Origin of the sequence: Fibrella arboris (assembly GCF_041321095.1) — a bacterium.
In the GTDB taxonomy this organism is placed as follows: Bacteria; Bacteroidota; Bacteroidia; order Cytophagales; family Spirosomataceae; genus Fibrella; species Fibrella arboris.
This window is the reverse complement of sequence record NZ_JBGGWE010000005.1, coordinates 283483-301845: the sequence shown is the minus strand read 5'-3', so window position 1 is coordinate 301845 and position 18363 is coordinate 283483. Positions and strand designations below refer to the sequence as shown.

Annotated in this window: 7 protein-coding genes; 1 reads left to right on the top strand and 6 read right to left on the bottom strand. The window is 57.2% G+C overall.

Features of this window, described 5'->3' with window-relative positions; all coding sequences use genetic code 11:
- The first annotated feature begins 300 nt into the window (after positions 1 to 300).
- Entirely contained in the window at positions 301 to 786 is a 486-nt protein-coding gene (locus tag ACAW75_RS11035; protein WP_370728772.1) for a YdeI/OmpD-associated family protein, read from the top strand.
- A gap of 114 nt (positions 787 to 900) precedes the next feature.
- On the opposite strand, the gene sufD is transcribed toward ACAW75_RS11035, so the two are convergent.
- The 6 genes from sufD to ACAW75_RS11005 form a co-directional block, all read right to left on the bottom strand.
- Positions 901 to 2223 (bottom strand): Fe-S cluster assembly protein SufD, encoded by a 1323-nt coding sequence (gene sufD, locus ACAW75_RS11030; RefSeq protein ID WP_370728771.1) that lies wholly within the window; start codon positions 2221 to 2223, stop codon positions 901 to 903.
- A gap of 113 nt (positions 2224 to 2336) precedes the next feature.
- Positions 2337 to 3092 (bottom strand): Fe-S cluster assembly ATPase SufC, encoded by a 756-nt coding sequence (sufC, locus tag ACAW75_RS11025; RefSeq protein WP_207332571.1) that lies wholly within the window; start codon positions 3090 to 3092, stop codon positions 2337 to 2339.
- Between the two features lie 188 nt (positions 3093 to 3280).
- Positions 3281 to 7150, bottom strand: a complete 3870-nt coding sequence (locus ACAW75_RS11020; protein WP_370728770.1) for a beta strand repeat-containing protein — start codon at positions 7148 to 7150, stop codon at positions 3281 to 3283.
- Positions 7151 to 7197: 47 nt separating this feature from the next.
- A complete protein-coding gene (locus tag ACAW75_RS11015) occupies positions 7198 to 15252 on the bottom strand; it encodes an SdrD B-like domain-containing protein (protein ID WP_370728769.1) in 8055 nt (2684 codons plus the stop codon).
- Between the two features lie 237 nt (positions 15253 to 15489).
- Positions 15490 to 16713: an ATP-grasp domain-containing protein gene (locus ACAW75_RS11010; protein WP_370728768.1), complete on the bottom strand. Its 1224-nt coding sequence runs from the start codon at positions 16711 to 16713 to the stop codon at positions 15490 to 15492.
- Between the two features lie 341 nt (positions 16714 to 17054).
- Positions 17055 to 17198 (bottom strand): hypothetical protein, encoded by a 144-nt coding sequence (locus ACAW75_RS11005; protein WP_370728767.1) that lies wholly within the window; start codon positions 17196 to 17198, stop codon positions 17055 to 17057.
- Positions 17199 to 18363 lie beyond the last annotated feature (1165 nt).

Sequence of the window (18363 nt, the reverse complement as noted above, 5' to 3'; positions counted from 1 at the left end):
AGTGGTACGAAACGCTACGTCAGAAAAATATAGGAGAGTGGTATTCTACCTTTTTGCCACCGTTTTTTAATCGCCGATCGATTGATCAGTATGGGCAGGGCTTTCTCAAATTGCCGACGCCTAGTCGAAGGGCCAGGCGTCAGCAATTTTTGTTGCTAAAGAGGATAACTGGTTGAACTGGACTGGTTGCGGTACATAGTTAATTTGCGACGAAGGCGAATCACTTAGACAAACCAGCCCACCAGTACGCGAAGGCGCCAGAAAAACTTCAGCAAGATTAATAAACTAAACGACTAGCGTATGTCTTTTACGTTCACGGCAGCAATTGATCTGATCGGAGTCAATCCGTTCGTATTTGTGCCTGAGGATATTCTTCAACAAATCTTCGTCATAGCCGGCAAAAGCAAAGGGCACATTCCAATCTGTGGCACAATCAACAACGAGCCTTATAAACAGACCTTAGTGAAATACAGTAGTCAATGGCGGCTGTACATAAATACGAGCATGCTGAAAGAGTCACCTAAGCGAATAGGAGAGCTTGTCGTAATAACCATTGCCTTTGACCCGGAAAGCAGAGTAATTAGCCCTCCTGATCGTTTTCAAATTGCATTGGAGGCTAATCAGGAAGCGAAAGCTGTTTTTGATCGTCTTCCTGCGTCTCGGAGACTAGAGATTGTGCGGTATTTAGCCAGGTTAAAGGGTGAAGAATCTTTGACTAAAAATATTGATAGGGCCATTAATTTTTTGCTGGGGAAAGCCAGGTTCGTTGGTCGGGAGAAACCATAGAGGTCCTGGCTACTGCCCAACACAAGCTACATTTCTTGCTACTGCTTGCTGGTCAAAGGCAAAAAGGGCTGTTACAAAATTGTAGCAGCCCTTTTCAGTAAAAAGCAGTCGATATTACAGCGCCAGTTTCTCCCGGATGATGCCTTCGAGGTATTCGCGGATGGGCTGGATCTTGATGTTGCTGACCACTTCTTCGGCGAAGGCGTAAAGCAGCAACGTCCGGGCGGCGTCTTTCGGGATACCGCGCGATTGCAGGTAGAACAACGCATCTTCGTTCATCTTGCCGGTGGTGGTGCCGTGCGAACACTTCACGTCGTCGGCGTAGATTTCCAGTTGCGGCTTGGTGTTCATGCTGGCATCGGGTGAGAGCACCACGTTTTTGCACGACTGGTAGGCGTTGGTCTTCTGCGCGTCGGGGCGAACGTAGATTTTACCGTTGAAAACACCGGTGCCTTTATCATCCAGAATGCCTTTGTACAACTCGTTGCTGTAGCAATTCGGCATCGCGTGGTCGACCAGCGTGTGGTTATCGACGTGTTGCTTGCCGTTGGGCATGTATAGCCCGTACATGAACGACTCGCAGTGTTGGCCGTTCAGCACGATGTTCAGGTCATTCCGCACGAAACCGCCATTGAGCGTGATGGTCGCGTTGTAATAATGACTGCTATCGGCCTGGCTAACCTGGGTACGTCCGATGTGGTAGGCGCGTTCCGAATCGTTCTGAATGCGGTAGTGCTCAACACGGGCGTCGGCGGCCATAACCACTTCCGTTACCACGTTGGTGAAACTAGCACCGTCGCCCAGTGTCCGGTACGATTCGGCCACTTTCACTTCAGCGTTTCGGCCCACCACGATCAGGTTACGCGGCTGAACAGCTACGTTTTTCTGGCGCGCATCGGTAATGAATCGCAGAATGACGGGTTCTTCCACCACTTTATTGTCGGGGATACGGATAAACACCCCATCCTGGGCAAAAGCGGTGTTCAACGCCGTGAAGGCACTGTCCTGGAAATCGGCGTACCGGCTGAAGTGCAGGCCAATCGTTTCGGCGTCGGTTTGCTGCGCCTCGGCAAAACTCTTGATCTGCAGGTGGGTAGCCGGGCTAACGAGCTGCGACAGGTCGGCGCGGTAATGGCCATTCACGAAAAAGAGGATGTTACCCTCCAGGTTCGGAATTTGCAGCGGGGCCATATCGTCGGTGGTGAGGGCGGTGCCATCGTCGAACGCATACTGCTCGCCGATCATCGCTTTCACGTTCGAGTATTTCCACTCTTCGTGCCGAATGGTGGGGAAACCCAGCGTCTCGAACGATTGCAGGGCCGACCGACGTACCTGGTGAAAGGCTGATTTACTTTCGCCGTTCATGCGTTCCTCTCCCTCGCGGAAGGCCGCAATGAGCTGGTCTTTGAAAGACGTATATTCTTGATTTGGAGTCATGGCAAAACAGTTTACCGTTTGCTGTTTGCCGTTTTCAGTTGCGTTGCACAGGTACGTTACTATAGGACGTAGCGAAGCAGCCGTAAACTGAAGACAGTAAACAGTAAACTCTTTTATACGCTTTCTACTTCGGCTTTGATCCAGTCGTAGCCTTTTTCTTCGAGTTCGTAGGCCAGTTCTTTGGTGCCTGATTTGACGATCCGGCCTTTGTAGAGCACGTGCACATAATCGGGCACGATATAGTCGAGGAGGCGCTGGTAGTGGGTCACTACGATCGCCGACCGTTCTGGCGAGCGAAGTTTATTCACGCCTTCGGCAACGATGCGAAGCGCGTCGATATCCAGGCCTGAGTCGGTTTCGTCGAGGATCGCCAGTTTCGGTTCGAGCATGGCCATCTGGAAAATTTCATTCCGCTTTTTCTCACCACCCGAGAACCCTTCGTTCAGCGACCGGCTCAGCAGCGACTGGTCGATGTTCACGAACTTCATCCGCTCTTTCATCAGTTTCAGAAACTGAACGGCATCGAGTGGGTCCAGGCCGCGGTACTTGCGAATCTCGTTCAGGGCTGTTTTTAGAAAGTTCGTGGTGCTGACGCCCGGAATTTCGATGGGGTACTGGAACGCCAGAAAGATGCCTTCCGCCGCCCGCACTTCTGCCGACATATCTAACAAATCTTTGCCGTCGAAATCAACGTGGCCACCGGTGACCTCGTAATCTTCACGCCCGGCCAGGACAGACGCCAATGTACTTTTACCCGAACCATTCGGTCCCATGATGGCGTGCACTTCACCCGGCTTGATTTCCAGGTTGATGCCTTTCAGGATCTGCTTATCGCCAATGGAGGCCTGTAAGTTACTGATGGATAGCATATTATCTTATATGTGTCAGCTAAAATGAAGGGGCAAAGGTACGCTTTTAGCCCCAATGTGTCTGTATGGCTAACAAACAATTCCGGGTAAAAGTTGAGGGCAACCACCTGATCACCAAACACAAGAAAGCCCCCTGCTGTGTAGCAGGAGGCTTTCTTCACACTATCGAAACCAGTTCGGTCTGATCACTACCTGATCTTCCGAACCATGATCGGTACGCAACCCGGTGCCGGGCAGGTACAGGCCGCCGGGTCGAGCGTTACCGTTACCGTGCTGGTGCAACCGCCATCAACGCCGTAGAGGCGAATCAGGTACGTTACCCGCTGCGTTGGGTTCGGCAGGTTGGTGAACGTAAAGGCGCCACCCGTCACTGGCGATGCACTGGCGAAGTCAGGCAGGGTAGTGCCGTCGGCCGCTGAGATGCTCACCCGCACCGTGTTCTGCATGCCCGTCAGCGCAATGCTCGCGTCGTTGTTCGCCGTAGCTCCGTTACACGTTGCCCGCGTGGCCACTACATTCTGCGCCTGAACCGTTGGGGCAGGTGTTACGGTCACGGTTGTCGAGATCGTGGCTGAACAGCCCGTAGACAGTACACAGGTTGCCGAGTAAACCGTTGTCTGGAACGGCGTTACCTCCAGTGTAGCCCCCGTTGTGCCTGTCGACCAGGTAACGGTACCTGTGCAGCCGGTCAGGCTCAGGATCGCCGTTGATTCCTGGCAGATCGTTGGGCTGTTGACCGTCAGCACTGGCGTTGGGTTCACCGTAATGGTCGTTGACGCTACTGCCGCGCAGCCTGTTTCTGTGTTGCTCACCGTCACCGAGTACCCGGTGGTGATAGTTGGCGTAACAGAGATTGCCTGCGTAACCGCACCTGTTGACCAGAGGTAGCTGTAGGTAGAGCCGCCCGTGGCCGAGGCCGTCAGCTGAACCGTATTGCCCTGGCAGATGGTCTGGCTTGGCGCAACACCGATCGTAGCCGTCGTAGCCGGATTCACCGTGACTGTGGCTGTAGTTACGGCCGAACAACCGAAGCTGTTGGTCACCGTTACCGAGTAGTTGGTGGTGATCGCTGGTGAGACAACGACCGACTGCGTTGAACCGGTACCTACTGGAGACCAGGCGTAGCTAAAGCCGGTACCACCCGTTGCATTGGCTGTCAGCGTGGCAGAGGTGCCGTAGCAGATGGTCTGGCTGGCCACTGTTGCCGTTACCGCTGGGTTCACCGTGACAATACCCGTCGCTACGGCTGAACAACCGAAGACGTTGGTGACGGTTACGCTATAGGTCGTGGTCGTGGCTGGTGATACCGTGAAGCTACCGGTGCCGTTGATGGTGCCATCGCTAAACGCGTATACTGTACCTCCTGTCGCCGTTAACGAAGCAACGGTACCATCACAGATGGTGGCGCTGCTGAGCGTCGCCGTCACGGATGGGTTCACTGTTACCGTGGCCGTGGCCGTTGTTGAACAACCATCGCTGTTGGTCACCGTTACCGTATAAACCGTCGTTACCGTTGGTGAAACCGTCACCGATGAGGTATTGCCCGTACCAACTGGCGACCAGGCGTAGGTTAGGCCGGTGCCTCCTGAAGCCGTCACTGAAAGAACCGCCGATGTTCCGTCGCAAATGATCTGGTCAGCTACCGTAGCTGTCACCGCTGGGTTCACGGTTACCGTGGCGGTTGTGATGGCCGAACAGCCGAAGCTGTTGGTGACCGTCACGGAGTAATTGGTTGTGACGAGCGGAGATACCGTTACTGACTGCGACGTACCTGTGCCGGCCGGTGACCAGGTATAGGTAAAGCCCGTGCCGCCTGTGGCCGTAGCTGTCAGCGTAGCCGACGTGCCATAGCAAATGGTGCTGTTGGCTACCGTGGCCGTCACGGCTGGGTTGACCGTCACTGTGGCGGTGGCGGTTGTTGAGCAGCCGTCGCTGTTGGTCACCGTCACCGAATAGGTGGTAGTCGCTGTTGGCGAGACGCTGACCGTCTGAGTGCTGCCTGTGCCGGCTGGTGACCAGTTGTAAACGAAGCCAGTGCCGCCTGCTGCCGTCACCGACAGGGTGGCCGTGGTGCCGTCGCAGATGGTCTGGCTGGCTACCGTTGCCGTTACCGCCGGGTTGACCGTCACGATGCCTGTGGCGATAGCTGTACATCCGTAAATGTTCGTCACCGTCACGCTGTAGGCTGTGGTGAGGCGCGGCGCTACCTCGAAGAGGCCGGTACCGTTGATGGTGCCATCGCTGAAGCGATACGAGGTGCCGCCCAGGGCGGTGAGCGTAGTGCTGGTGCCATCGCAGATGGTGGCGCTGCTCAGGGTGGCTACAACGGCCGGGTTGACCAGCACGGTAGCGGTGGCCACGGCCGAACAGCCATCGCTATTGGTGACTATTACCGAATAGTTGGTAGTCACTGTTGGCGAGACGGTCACGGTCTGAGTAGTGCCCGTACCAGCTGGTAACCAGTTGTAGGTGAAGCCCGTGCCACCCGCTGCCGTCACCGACAGCGTGGCTGTAGTACCGTTACAGATGACCTGGTCGGCCACCGTTGCCGTTACCGCCGGGTTTACTGTGATCGTACCTGTAGCGATACCCGTACAGCCGAATGCGTTGGTAACCGTCACGCTATAGGTCGTGGTGATGGCTGGTGAACTAGCCAGCAGGCCAGTCGTATTGGTGGTGCCATCGCTGAAACGATAGGAGGTACCTCCCGTGGCGGTGAGCGTTGCGCTGGTGCCATCACAGATGGTGGCACTGCTCAACGTAGCCGTTACGGACGGGTTCACCGTTACCGTGGCTGTCGTTGAGGCCGGACAGGCATCGGCCGCGGTTGGCGAACAGGTTACCGAATAGCTGGTTGTCACGAGTGGCGAAACGGTGATGCTCGTTGTGGTTTCGCCCGTGTTCCAGGCCAGCGTACCCGTACAGCCAGAAGCCGATAGTACCGTCGATTCACCGGCGCAGATAGAGGCGCTGGCCAGCGTAACGCTCAGATTGGGCAGGGCGCCATTGTAGATGATAATTGGGCAGCAGCTACCGGCCTGACAATCGGTTCCGACCGTGGTCGAGGTGTAACTATACGTACCTGCCGTCGCAATGGTGAGGCTATTGCCCGTGCCAACCGAAACCCCATCCCGGAACCATTCAATATTGGTCAGGTTAGCCGAGAGGCTGGTGACGTAGGTGTCGCCTGCGCAAAGTTTGACCGGTACCGTAAAGCAGGTGCGGGCTACATTGTTGCGGGGTGTTGCATCTGCAGAGGCCGACGAAACACCGGCGGTATTCGACAGCACACCATCGTTGATGGCCCGAGTGGTAACCGAAAAATTGGTCGACGCACCGGCCGCCAACGTACCCAGCAACCAGGTAACCTGTACCTGACCTGTGCCGAGCAGCGCGGTAGTGCCGGTAGGCGATGATGACACGTAGTCAAGGCCCAGGTCGAGTGTATCGCGGATCACTACGTTCGAGGCCGTGCTGCCGCCAAAGTTCGTGACCGTGATGGTGCAGGTTGCCGTGGCACCTCTGGTAACACTGTAGCTATCGCTGACGTTGGTGAGCGACAGGTCCGGGTCGCCGGCGGCAAAACCAAAACCGAAGTTGTTGGCCAACGTACCGGTGGGGCTACTCTGGGCGACAATTACCGCCGTGTTACCAATCAGGCTGGCATCACTGTCGGCAAAATCATCGCTTCCCTGGTTGGCCAGTACCAGCTTGCGGTTCGCGGGCGCATTGGCTCCGGTGATCCGAATATCATAGCTGGTATTTGGCTGAATGGTGCTGGTAAACGAGAACTGACCCGTTGCGGTAGTCAGCGTTGTTTCACGCAGCACCCCGTCGCTGGTGTACAGATTCACCTGCACATTAGGGATACCCGGTTCTGCCGCGTCGAAAATGTTGTTCTGGTTGTCGTCACGGAAAACGTAGTTGCCCGGCGGAGTAGGGCCAGCCAGACTTGCCGGATGTCGTGGCGGTGCGGCCAGAGCTCTTGAGCAGATACTCAGGAGGCCCAGCAACAGCAGGCAATAATGCCAGCGTAGTAGACAAGAGACGTTTTTCATAAATACACTTGGTTAAATACTTGATTAGTAATGAATTGATAGTTTGGTTACTGTTTTTGGATACGTGCCGGTTGGCACAGCGGTGGTAAGCACGACGAGCACGGACTCACCTGACCAGTAAGGCGAGTACTACGACAGCCAGAGTTTCCACTGGTAGCATTGCTGTCGCGTATAGAGAGCGAATAGATAGATGAGTTATTGGCGAGAAAGCCTCTGGCGTTGGGCTGGCCGACACCACCCACTGTCGCCGGGCTGCCGTAGAGGGTACCGCCGGGGTTGAGCACCGTGCCCCCCAGCCCATTGGCGTCGGCACCCAGTACCACTTCGTAGCGCCCGGCCGCACCCGGCGTACCATTGGTAGCCTGGATTGTCACGGTGAAATAGTCGTCGGTGGCCGTTGCGTCGGTGCCGTTATTGAGGCAGCTGCTCTGCGTGAACAGGGTGACTTCCACGCCCGCAAGCTGGGAAACGGTGGTGGTCGTGGTGGCGGCGCAACCCGTTTGGGCGTTCGTCGAAACCACGGTATACGTGCCTGGGTACGTTACCGAAACCTGCTGCGTCGTGGCCGTAAACCCATTCGGGCCCGTCCACTGGTACGTCAGCCCCGTCTGGCTGCTGGTTACCGACAGCGAAGCCGTAGGGGCCTGACAGGTAAGGGTGGCGCTATTGACCGTAGCCGTAATCGACTGGTTCACCGTCACCGTGCCGGTACCAACGGCCGAGCAACCACTGGCGTTGGTGACGGTGACAGCATAGGGGGTAGTGGTGGCGGGCGAAACGACGATCGTGGCCGTTGTAGCCCCGGTGACCCACCGGTACGTGGTGCCGCCCGACGCCGTCAGTGTTGCCGACAGACCGGCGCAAATGGTCTGGTTAGTGACCACCGCCGTAACGGCCGGGTTGACGGTGATGGTGGCCGAAGCCGTTGCCGTACAGCCATTTGCATCCGTTACCGTTACCCGATATGTACCCGACTGCGCCGTTGACGTGGTAGCGACGACCAATGGATTGGCACTGCCCAAACTACCGGCCGGACCACTCCAGGCGTAGGTGACACCAGTGGTCGGGCTGGCCGTTAAGCTGATCGGGACGCCCGCGCAGTACACCGTATTCCCCGCAATAGAGGCCACTGGCGGCGAAGGAACCGGGTTGATCGTGACGCTGGTGGGCAGTGATACGCAGCCGGTGCTGTTGTCTTTTACCCGAAGCTGATACACGTCTGGTTGCAGGCCCGACAGCGTGGGAGACACCTGATACGAAATGCCGTTGTTGAAGCTGTACTGTACACCGGAGGCGGGCGTCAGCACCTGAATCGTACCCGTCAGGGTCACGCAGGTAGGTTGGGTCACATTGACCGTTGGCGCGTTGGGCAGCGGATTGGTCGCGATGGTGATCGTCTGCGACGATACGCAGCCATTTGCATCCGTGACAACAACGGAGTAACTACCGCCAGGCAGGTTGCTCAGGTTAGCCGTTGTTGCCCCGTTGCTCCAGGAATACGAATAAGGCGGCGTGCCTCCCGTTACAGAGCTGGTAATGGTACCCGTAGTCTGTCCGGCACAAACGGGACCGCCACTGGTGAGCGATACGGCCAGTAGGGGAGGTTGCGTAATGGCCGCCGTCTGCGTGAGCGCACAGCCATTGGCGTCGGTGATGGTGATCGTGTAGCTCCCGGCCACCGTTTGCAGCGTACTTACGCCCGATGTAGTCGTGGTCGAGATCGGCCCACCGCTATTAAAATACCGAACCGTATACGGCGCCATGCCACCGCTGGTTGTTACCGTGATGCGCCCCTGCGCGTTGAAGCAAAGCGCATTGACCGTCTGCGTGTTCACCGCCAGCGGATCGGGCGTCATGACAGTCACGGTAGCCGTATTGCTCAAACAGCCGCTGGCATCCGTCACGATCAGGCTGTAGGTGTCGGGCGTACTGAACACCGGATTGGGTGAGGTTGAAATAACCCCCGCGGCACCCGACCGATACCAGGCATAACTGATCGGCGGTGAACCGCCCGTTACCTGCGTCGAAATGGCGACCGCTGGCTGATTGTTCGAACAGGTGATACTGGTGTTGATGATCTGTACTACGGGCACCGGTTTCACGGTTACGTTATAGCTGGCCGTCGCCGTGCATCCGTTGGCATCGGTCACCAGCACCTGATACGTACCTGAGTTGGCCGACGTACTATTGGCGATCGTTAGCGGGTTCGAGCTGCCCAGATTGCCCCCCGGTCCGCTCCAGGCGTAGGTGAGGCCCGTTGTTGGTGAGGCGGTCAGGGAGATGGGCTGTCCGGCACAAAGCGTTGCCGTGCCTGCGATGGTGGGTTGCGGCAACGCATTCACGAGTACGCTGGCAGTGGCTACCGCCGTGCAGCCCTCGGCCGACGTGACCGTTACCGAATACGGGTTGGCGCCGATGGTGGTTGGCGAAACGGCTAACCGTCCGGTGGTGTTCGTGTTGCCAGGGCCAAATCGATAACTAACGCCTCCCGTAGCGATGAGCGTAGCCGAGTTGCCGGTACAGATGGTAGCGCTGCTGAGCGTCGCCGTCACAGATGGATTCACCGTGACGGTCGCTGTGGCCACCGTCGAACAACTGGTGTTGCTGGTGACCGTTACCGAGTAGGTCGTGGTTACTGTCGGCGACACCACCACACTTTGGGACGTACCTGTACCGGCGGGCGACCAGGTGTAGGTGAAGCCCGTTCCGCCGGAAGCACTCGCTGTCAGGGTAGCTGACGTGCCAGGGCAGATGGTCTGGTTTGCCACCGTGGCGGTCACTGCCGGGTTCACGGTCACTGTCGCCGTGGCAATGGCTGAACAGCCCGTGCCGTTTGTGACCGTCACCGAATAAGTGGTAGTAGTAAGCGGTGATACGGTCACCGTTTGGGTTGAGCCGGTACCCGTTGGTGACCAGGCATACGTAAAGCCCGTTCCGCCAGACGCGTTGGCCGTCAGCGCGGTAGACGTTCCGTAGCAAATGGTCCGACTGGCTACGGTAGCCGTCACGGCCGGATTCACCGTCACCGTCGCGGAAGCAATGGCGGAGCAGCCGTTGCTGTTGGTGACCGTTACACTGTAGGTCGTGGTGCTGGTGGGCAAAACTGTTATCGCCGACGTATTGGCACCCGTTGACCAGGTATAGGTGAAGCCCGCGCCTCCCGTGGCGGCAGCGGATAACGTGGCGGTCAGTCCGTTACAGATCGTCTGGTTCGCCACCGTAGCCGTCACCGCCGGATTCACCGTGACGGTCGCCGTGGCCACCGTTGAGCAACTGGTGTTGCTGGTTACCGTTACGGAGTAGGCCGTCGTTACCGTTGGCGACACAATCACTGATTGTGACGTACCTGTGCCGGCCGGCGACCAGGTGTAGGTGAAGCCCGTGCCCCCACTTGCATTGGCCGTGAGCGTAGCCGATGTGCCGTTACAGATGACCTGATTCGCCACCGTGGCAGTCACCGCCGGATTCACTGTAACCGTGGCGCTGGTGATGGCTGAACAGCCGTTTCCGTTGGTAACAGTGACGGTGTAGGCCGTCGTGGTCGTTGGCGACACAACGACTGATTGGGTTGAACCCGTCCCCGCGGGTGACCAGGCGTAGGTAAAGCCCGTTCCGCCACTGGCGTTGACCGTGAGCGTAGCTGCGGTTCCGTTACAAATGGTCTGGCTGGCGACCGTGGCCGTTACCGCCGGATTCACCGTAATCGTTGCCGACGTGATCGCCGAGCAACTGGTCGCGGCATTGGTGACGGTCACGCTGTAAACGGTTGTATTGGTGGGTGATACCGTAATGGCTGATGTAGTAGCACCCGTCGACCAGCGATAGGCGTTCCCACCCGAGGCGGTCAGCGTGGTCGTCGTTCCCTGGCAAATGGTGTTTCCCGGACTGACCGTGATCACCGCTGTAACGGCAGGGTTGACCGTAACCGTGGCGGTGGCCGTGCCGGAACAACCGTTGCTGTTGGTTACCGTTACGGTATAGGGCGTCGTGCTGGTGGGCGATACCGTGATGGCCGATGTGCTGGCTCCTGTCGACCAGGCATACGTAAGGCCGGTTCCGCCTACTGCGTTGGCCGTTAACGTAGCCGCCGTTCCGTTGCAAATGGTCTGACTGGCCACTGTTACCGTCACGGCCGGGTTGACCGTGATCGTTGCCGCCGTGACCGCCGAGCAGTTGGTAGCATTCGTGACCGTTACGGAGTAGGTCGTGGTAACCGTTGGCGAGACAATCACGGATGGCGACGTACCTGTACCGGCGGGTGACCAGGTATAGGTGAAGCCTGTGCCACCGCTGGCATTCGCGTTAAGCGTAACCGAAGCGCCCTGGCAGATCGTGGCGCCCGGCAGGGCCGAAACCGTGGCGGTGACCGATGGGTTTTGCGTCACTGTGGCCGTAGCCGTGCTCGAGCAACCTGTTTGTGGGTTGGTTCCCACCACGGTATACGTACCTACCGCCGTTACCGTAACGCTCTGTGTGTTGGCCGTAAAGCTGTTTGGACCCGTCCAGGCGTAGGTAAGGCCGGTCTGGCTGCTGGTGGCCGTCAGGGTGGTCGATGTAGCCTGGCAGGCGATCGTCGCACTGTTGACCGTTGTAACTGGCGGCACGACACAATCATTGACCACGCCCAGTCGCAGGTTGACGGCCAGGTCGGTTGGTGGTGTGATGAGCCAGCTGAATGTGATCGTGCCCGTCAGGGTGAACGCCTGATTCAGTTGGGACGAACGCAGGATGATATTGTCAATACCTGTGGACGTAAGGGTGCTGGTTGCCGACAGGCCCTGATTGAGCGGTATACCATTCAGGGCTAAACCAGCTACCTGACCGGTTGACGAAAGCAGGTTATTGGCCTGAACGGAAAGCTGAATGGCATTGAACTGAAGCGGAATAGGCAGGGCATCAGGCGGTGTCTGCGGATTGACCTGGATGCTCGCCGTTTGCCCCGTCCCCGACGAGAGCGTAAAGACGGTTCGATTATCACCCTGAAGCGAAGGGTTGTACGTGAGCGTGAACGAGTTTACCGTGTTATTCCCCCACGTGTACTGATCATTGGCCAGTGTGGCCGAAGTCGGCGTGGTTCGGTAAAAATCCAGTTCATACGCGCCAGTCAGACTGTTATTGCCGTAGCGAGCTTCAGTCCCCAGGCCAATGTATTTGAACTGCGCGTTGGCGAGGGCCGTTGATCCATACCGGGTAACGGCAACCGTGCTACAACTAGCCGCGCAGGCGACAAAGCAGGTCGCCGGACTGGCCACTGTGGTTGAGGCAGTACCGCAACTGGCCAAGGAAGTCGAGATGGTCCGCGTTACTCCGTCCGATTCGGCCACGAACGTAAACGACACCGCCGTTGTCGAGGTAGTGACCGCAAACGTCTGGGCGTAGGCACCATTGCTTACGTACAACGTACCTGCCGCCGGTACGTTGCTCAGCCGAACGGTCCCCGTTGTGTTGAACTGGTTGTTGGTGGTACTACAGACGCCAGCTACCACGTTGGTCAGCGAAATGCCGCAGCAGGCAACCGCAGGCACCGTGACTACATAATCCTGAAAGCAGGTTGTGGCCCCGTTGAAGAGCCGGACGGTGTACGTGGTCCCGCCCGTGAGCCCGGAGAATGACACGGCTGCGCTGGTCACTGTCTGGTTGGTGGGGTCGTTGAAACCCGCCGCCAGCGTATAGGCGCTTCCGGGCGAAATGTTGGCCTGGGTAGCATTGGCGATTGACGTTACGGCAATACGAACCGGTGTCTGTATGACACCATTGAAACAGGTCGCATTGGTAAACGAGGTGGTTCCGGTCGGCGTCGTACATACAAAGACACCAATATCGTAGGTGTGATTATTCTCGCCGTAATCACCGGTCGTCAGCGAAACAACACCCGCTAAACTGGCATCCGAATCGATCGACGAGTTGGTTCCTGACGCGGTCGACGTAACGAGCAACGACGTACTCGTGGGTATAACCAGTTTGACCTGGTAAGCCGTATTGGGCTGGATGGCCGTGGTGGTGGCACTGCTGAACAGATACGTACCTGTGGCCGAAACGGTAGTGCTCGCGATAACGGTGGTCCCCTGCAGGAGCTGCACGGTTAGGCCCGAAACAGCGGCATAACTGGTTTCGCCAGGGTCCTGAATGCCATCTTTGTCGACGTCGTTCCAGACGCGGTTGCCAATTTCGATCGGCGCAGGGTCGAACGATAACTCGATGTCGCCCAGGCCATTGGCCTTGCCATAGGTGGCCACGTCCGTACTCTGATAAATCTGTACGCTCGTTGACGGGCTAGACGATCCATCCGAATTCTTAAAGCGACGAATACCGCCCGCGTCGATTTGGTCGGTCGGGTCAAGAACGATCGACGACACCTCGCCGCTGCCCATAAGCAGAGCCAGCGCACCTTCGCTCATTTCTGTGTGGAAAGGGCTGGTGGTATTCGGTTGCGAAATGGCGTCGCTGTAATAAAACTCACCATTACCAATACCCTGCCCGTTGTTGACACCACTCAGCGACGTGACGCCGCACACCGTGGCGTTCGATTCCATCGTCCATTGCGTAGCGGTGGGGCTGCACTTGCCGGCCCGCAGAATATCGCCGGGCGCAATTACCCGGTACAGGGTCGTGTTGGTGGGGCCGTAGTTATTGTTGCCAAACTGGTCGCCGGTCCGGTCGCGGATACTCAGAATCATGGCCCCGTCCACGTCGAATTCGATCCCCGTAAGCCAGGGCTGTGGGTACGTTGCATTGGGCAGGTCGGCGCGGGCAAAACGGGACGGAACAGCGGTACTGCCAGGCACAACGTCGGTCCAGGGGAGCCAGTAGGTAGCCCGGTCAACGCCTGTTTTATCGTTGTTGGTAGCTCCTTTTTTATACGTCAGCGGAAACGACAGTACTGACGTAAAGGCATTGGTCGCCGGGTCGAATTCATAGACGACGGCCTTCATGCCCGTTGTGTCGCGGGTGTATAAATTGCCCGCTACTGAGCCTGCGCCGAAATTGATCGTGGTCGATGTCGGCACGCTTTCGTTCGTACAAACCCCCCCGATATACATCTTGTCGCGATAGCCTTTCAAGGCAAAAGGACGAAAGACACTACCCGTCCGGCAAACCGAGGCGGAACCTGAAATACTGAAGCTGGTGATCCCGGCGGTGTTGGCCGTAGGGTTGGTCGAGGTTGGGTTGTTGATCGGAATGCGGTACAGTTTCTGATCGGACAGGTTCACGGCGTAGAGCTGTGAACCATCTTCCGACAGCTCAATGTCGCCCAGTCCCGTTTTGCCGACCTGCCCAAAAACCGAGGCGTCCTGACTCAGCACCGTCGTGCTGCCCGGAAGCGTACGCGCGCTGTTCGACGATACCGTGACGGCCATTGGCAGCGTGGTAAATACGGTAGACGTAAACGAGGTAAAAGCGGCGTTGGTCGGTCTGGTCAGGTAAATGGCTCCCGCGCCCCCCGGACCCAAACCCGAATGCCGTTTAACGAAGGCAGCGCTATACGCATGCTTGGATACCCGCTGAAAGGCAAGGCCAAAGACGGTCCCTACCTGGCTGTTTTGTGAAATCGCGAATTCTGCCGGCGCATTACCCGTGCTGTTGTACGGCAGCGCTACCAGCACACCCTGGGCCCCTGAGTTGCCCGTTGCACTGGTGGGGTCACCACTCACGTAGCAGGGAACCAGATAATACGGGTTCGCCTGACTGTAATCAGCCGGATAGTTGACGCCGAGGTTAATGTTTGTGGCTGTAGCCGTGGCAACGAACTGGATCGTTGACCCACTGCCCGTACTCACAGGGCCAGTGAAATAACCGGCCGGGAGACTGGCGAATTGAACCCGGTAAGGGGCTGTTCCTGTAGGGGTTACGCTATACGTACCCAGGCTGGCCGTGACTGTGCTTGACGTAGCCGTGTTGACCACTCCGTTTGCACCGGTGACGGTTATGGTAACGCCGCCTACGCCAACTTCACCGGGCGTTTCCCGGGTGCCCGAGGCGTTGAAGTCTCTAAAAACCGTGCCAGAAATCTGGGCCGATACCGTTGCATGAAGCAGGCAGAGTAGTATTACGGAAAAGAGACAACGTATTATTTTTAAGTATTTTTGTATACTTCTTTTCATATGTTGACATAAGTAGTTGGATATCAGTGGCATTGTGTTAACATATTCTGCTAGCCACGTGCCTGGAAAAAGCAATAAAAAAAGCGTAGCCCCCGCTCGTGACGGAGTACTACGCTTATTGCTGCAAAAAGTAGACTATTAATCTATGAACTAAGAATAGTAATGCGTTTTATATAAAAAATCAAAATGTCTTCATTTATATATAATCGGTAACTGGAAAGCTGTTTATTGAACGGTTCAGTTGGTTGGTTTTGCGGCCACCGGCATCGAGGCGTGAACGCTGCCCTGAATCCGAATAATATAGTCATCAAGCAAGGTCCGTACCCGTTCTGGAGCGTCGGCCTGAACGATGAAACCAATATGGTGTTCGCGGTTCATGCGCCACACGATTTCGGGATCAGTGAAGGTGGATGTATCGGGCTGCGCTTCGTTGGCCAGTGACGCGATCAGACCCGCATGTCGGCCGGTATCGACCGGTGTCGTATAGGGTTCGTTGAGGGCAGCGGCGGTTTCGAGCCTGGCCCACTCGGCCCATAGATTCACCCCTGAAGCGGCTTCTACCATTTCGGCGATGTGGGCACCCCCCACGCGCGAAGCCGTTTCCAGAAAATAGAGTTCGCCGTCGTGATTTCCCCGGATGTATTCAGAATGCGAGGCGCTATTGCGCATACCAAACGCGTTCATGACCGTCTCGTTGATCACCTGCAGATCGGCCACCAGTGCGCTGTCGAGGGGCAGGGTCTGCGTGCGGAACACACCCCCGCCATGCGCCACTTCCATTGGCGTGGCCAGGTATTCACTGGCGCGGGTAAATACCACCTTTGCCTCATACGACAGCGAGTCGACATGAAAAACGGTGCCGGGTTTGAACTCTTCGATCAGGAATTGATGGCGGTTATCCCCCAGGCCATGCACCACCTGCCAGGCTTCGTCGAGCGAATGCACTTTCCGAATGCCGGTGGTCGATGCTTCTGAACGTGGTTTGATGAGCCAGGGGCCTTCGCTCTCGCGCAGGTATTGGGTCAACTGCTCATCGTTGAACAGCGAACTGAACCGGGGCACACGAATGCCTTCGGCCTGGGCCCGCATGCGCATGGCCAGTTTGTCGCGGAAGAAACGGGCGGTGGTTTGCCCCATGCCCGGCAGCCGGAACGTTTCGCGGACCAATGCGCCTTTCTCTACGTCGAAATCATCCAGTGAGACAACCCGGTCGATGTGGCGCGAGCGCATGGTATGTGCCAGCCCCAGAACCATGGTGTCGAGGTTCTGGCTGTCGTTGCTTTCAGAGGGGAGGTAAAAGATTTCGTCGATGGCATCGAACGGCCAGGCCTTATCACGATGACGCTCTTCGGTAAGCAGGTAAACGGTGTGGCCAAGTTCTTTGCTTGCTCGCATAAACGCTTCGCCTTTGAAGAACGTAGCGATGCACAGAAAAGAGAGCGGCGATTGCGTGGGCGTCATGGGTGTCGAACGGGTTGATGCGATACGTACAGGAATTGCGTTGGAATTTACCCGAAACTCATACACAACAGTTCGTTTACGCAATCAAATTTCGCCGACACCCCTAAAATGCGCCGTATTCCTATTTTATGACGGTGTAGTTGGGGAGGGCTGATGTTGAAAATGGCTTCGCGCTGCGGTCGAAGGGCCTACAGCGCGAAGCCATTTTCAGCCTGAGTCGCTACCGTTTATCGGTAGTCATAAACTTGATGGTCGAGAACGTCATCAGGGGCTGGATGGGTTTAGCCTGTTCATTTTGAAGACGAAACACACATCGTGAACGCCGCTGTCTGGCTTTACGGTCAGCTAGACGGGGGGCGGGCAAACGGATTCCTTGGCGGTGCGGCGGCTGGCGGTGGGGTAGTACCGCTGCCCGTTGTTGTGGCGCCGGGCGGGGTTGTGGCTGGTCGCTGCCCCGACTCCATCTGCGCCATCAGTTTCTCCATGTCTACTTCAGTCGCCAGTTCAATCGTTGATGAAACAACGATAGGTCCCGTTGGCGAACCCTGTTGTTGTCATGGATCATTCCTCTACCTTCGGGCTGCGCCACGTTAGTCCAGATTCGTTGCAGACTACCAGAAATTCATCGTCCGAACTCGACAGCAGGGCGCTGAGGGGGTTGTTGGCTGGCCGTACCGGCGATAGCAGGCGGGGTGCTATGGGCGGGCGTGTGTGTACGTAGCATCACTTGAGTTGGTCAGGTTGATTGCTGTTTAACTGAAGAACGTATAGATCGGCCATTCACTAGGGGGGGCGCGGATTCTTAAGAAGTTGTTTGCGTCAGCCAACTCGCCGCCTAGCCAAGGGGCGGACCGGACTTAATGGCTGTAGAAAATGGGGCTGCTTGCGTAGCCGCCCCGCCGTACAGCGCCCCGTGCGTCGCCTAGCCGCCCCCTCCGTCGCGTAGCCGCCCCGTCGCACAGCGCCCCTGAAAGTCTTCGACACAGGCATTTCCATCGCCTAATCGCGCCGTGCCTAGCCGCAGCGTGCCTAACCGCAGCGTGCCTAACCGCATCGTGCCTAACCGCATCGTGCCTAACCGCATCGTGCCTAGCCGCAGCGCACCGTACGTCGCCGCACCGTCGCATAGCGACCGAATGTCTGTAGCTAAAAGTCTTCGACATAGGCATTTCCATCGCGTAGCGATCTAACCACACGCTGAATTGTTAGATCGCTACGCGATGGAAATACCTGTGTCGAAGACTTTTAGCTACAGACATTAGATCGCTACGCGATGGAAATACCTGTGTCGAAGACTTTTAGCTACAGACATTAGATCGCTACGCGATGGAAATGCCTGTGTCGAAAACTTTTAGCTACAGACATTCGGTCGCTATGCGACGGGGCGGCTAGGCACGGCGCATAGCGACCGAATGTCTGTGTCGAAGACTTTCAGGGGCGCTGTGCGACGGGGCGGCTACGCGACGGAGGGGGCGGCTAGGCGACGCACGGGGCGCTGTACGGCGGGGCGGCTACGCAAGCAGCCCCATTTTCTACAGCTACTAAGTCCGGTCCGCCCCTTCGCTAGGCGACGAGTTGGCGAACGCAAACAGGGTAACTGTCTACCGCCAGTAAGTCCGGTCCGCCGGGGTGGCTAGGCGACGGAAGAAA

Bases quoted from the DNA above. Each gene is read 5' to 3' on its own strand.
- ACAW75_RS11035 (WP_370728772.1), top strand. From the start codon at position 301: ATGTCTTTTACGTTCACGGCAGCAATTGATCTGATCGGAGTCAATCCG.
- sufD (WP_370728771.1), bottom strand. From the start codon at position 2,223: ATGACTCCAAATCAAGAATATACGTCTTTCAAAGACCAGCTCATTGCG.
- sufC (WP_207332571.1), bottom strand. From the start codon at position 3,092: ATGCTATCCATCAGTAACTTACAGGCCTCCATTGGCGATAAGCAGATC.
- ACAW75_RS11020 (WP_370728770.1), bottom strand. From the start codon at position 7,150: ATGAAAAACGTCTCTTGTCTACTACGCTGGCATTATTGCCTGCTGTTG.
- ACAW75_RS11015 (WP_370728769.1), bottom strand. From the start codon at position 15,252: ATGAAAAGAAGTATACAAAAATACTTAAAAATAATACGTTGTCTCTTT.
- ACAW75_RS11010 (WP_370728768.1), bottom strand. From the start codon at position 16,713: ATGACGCCCACGCAATCGCCGCTCTCTTTTCTGTGCATCGCTACGTTC.
- ACAW75_RS11005 (WP_370728767.1), bottom strand. From the start codon at position 17,198: ATGGAGAAACTGATGGCGCAGATGGAGTCGGGGCAGCGACCAGCCACA.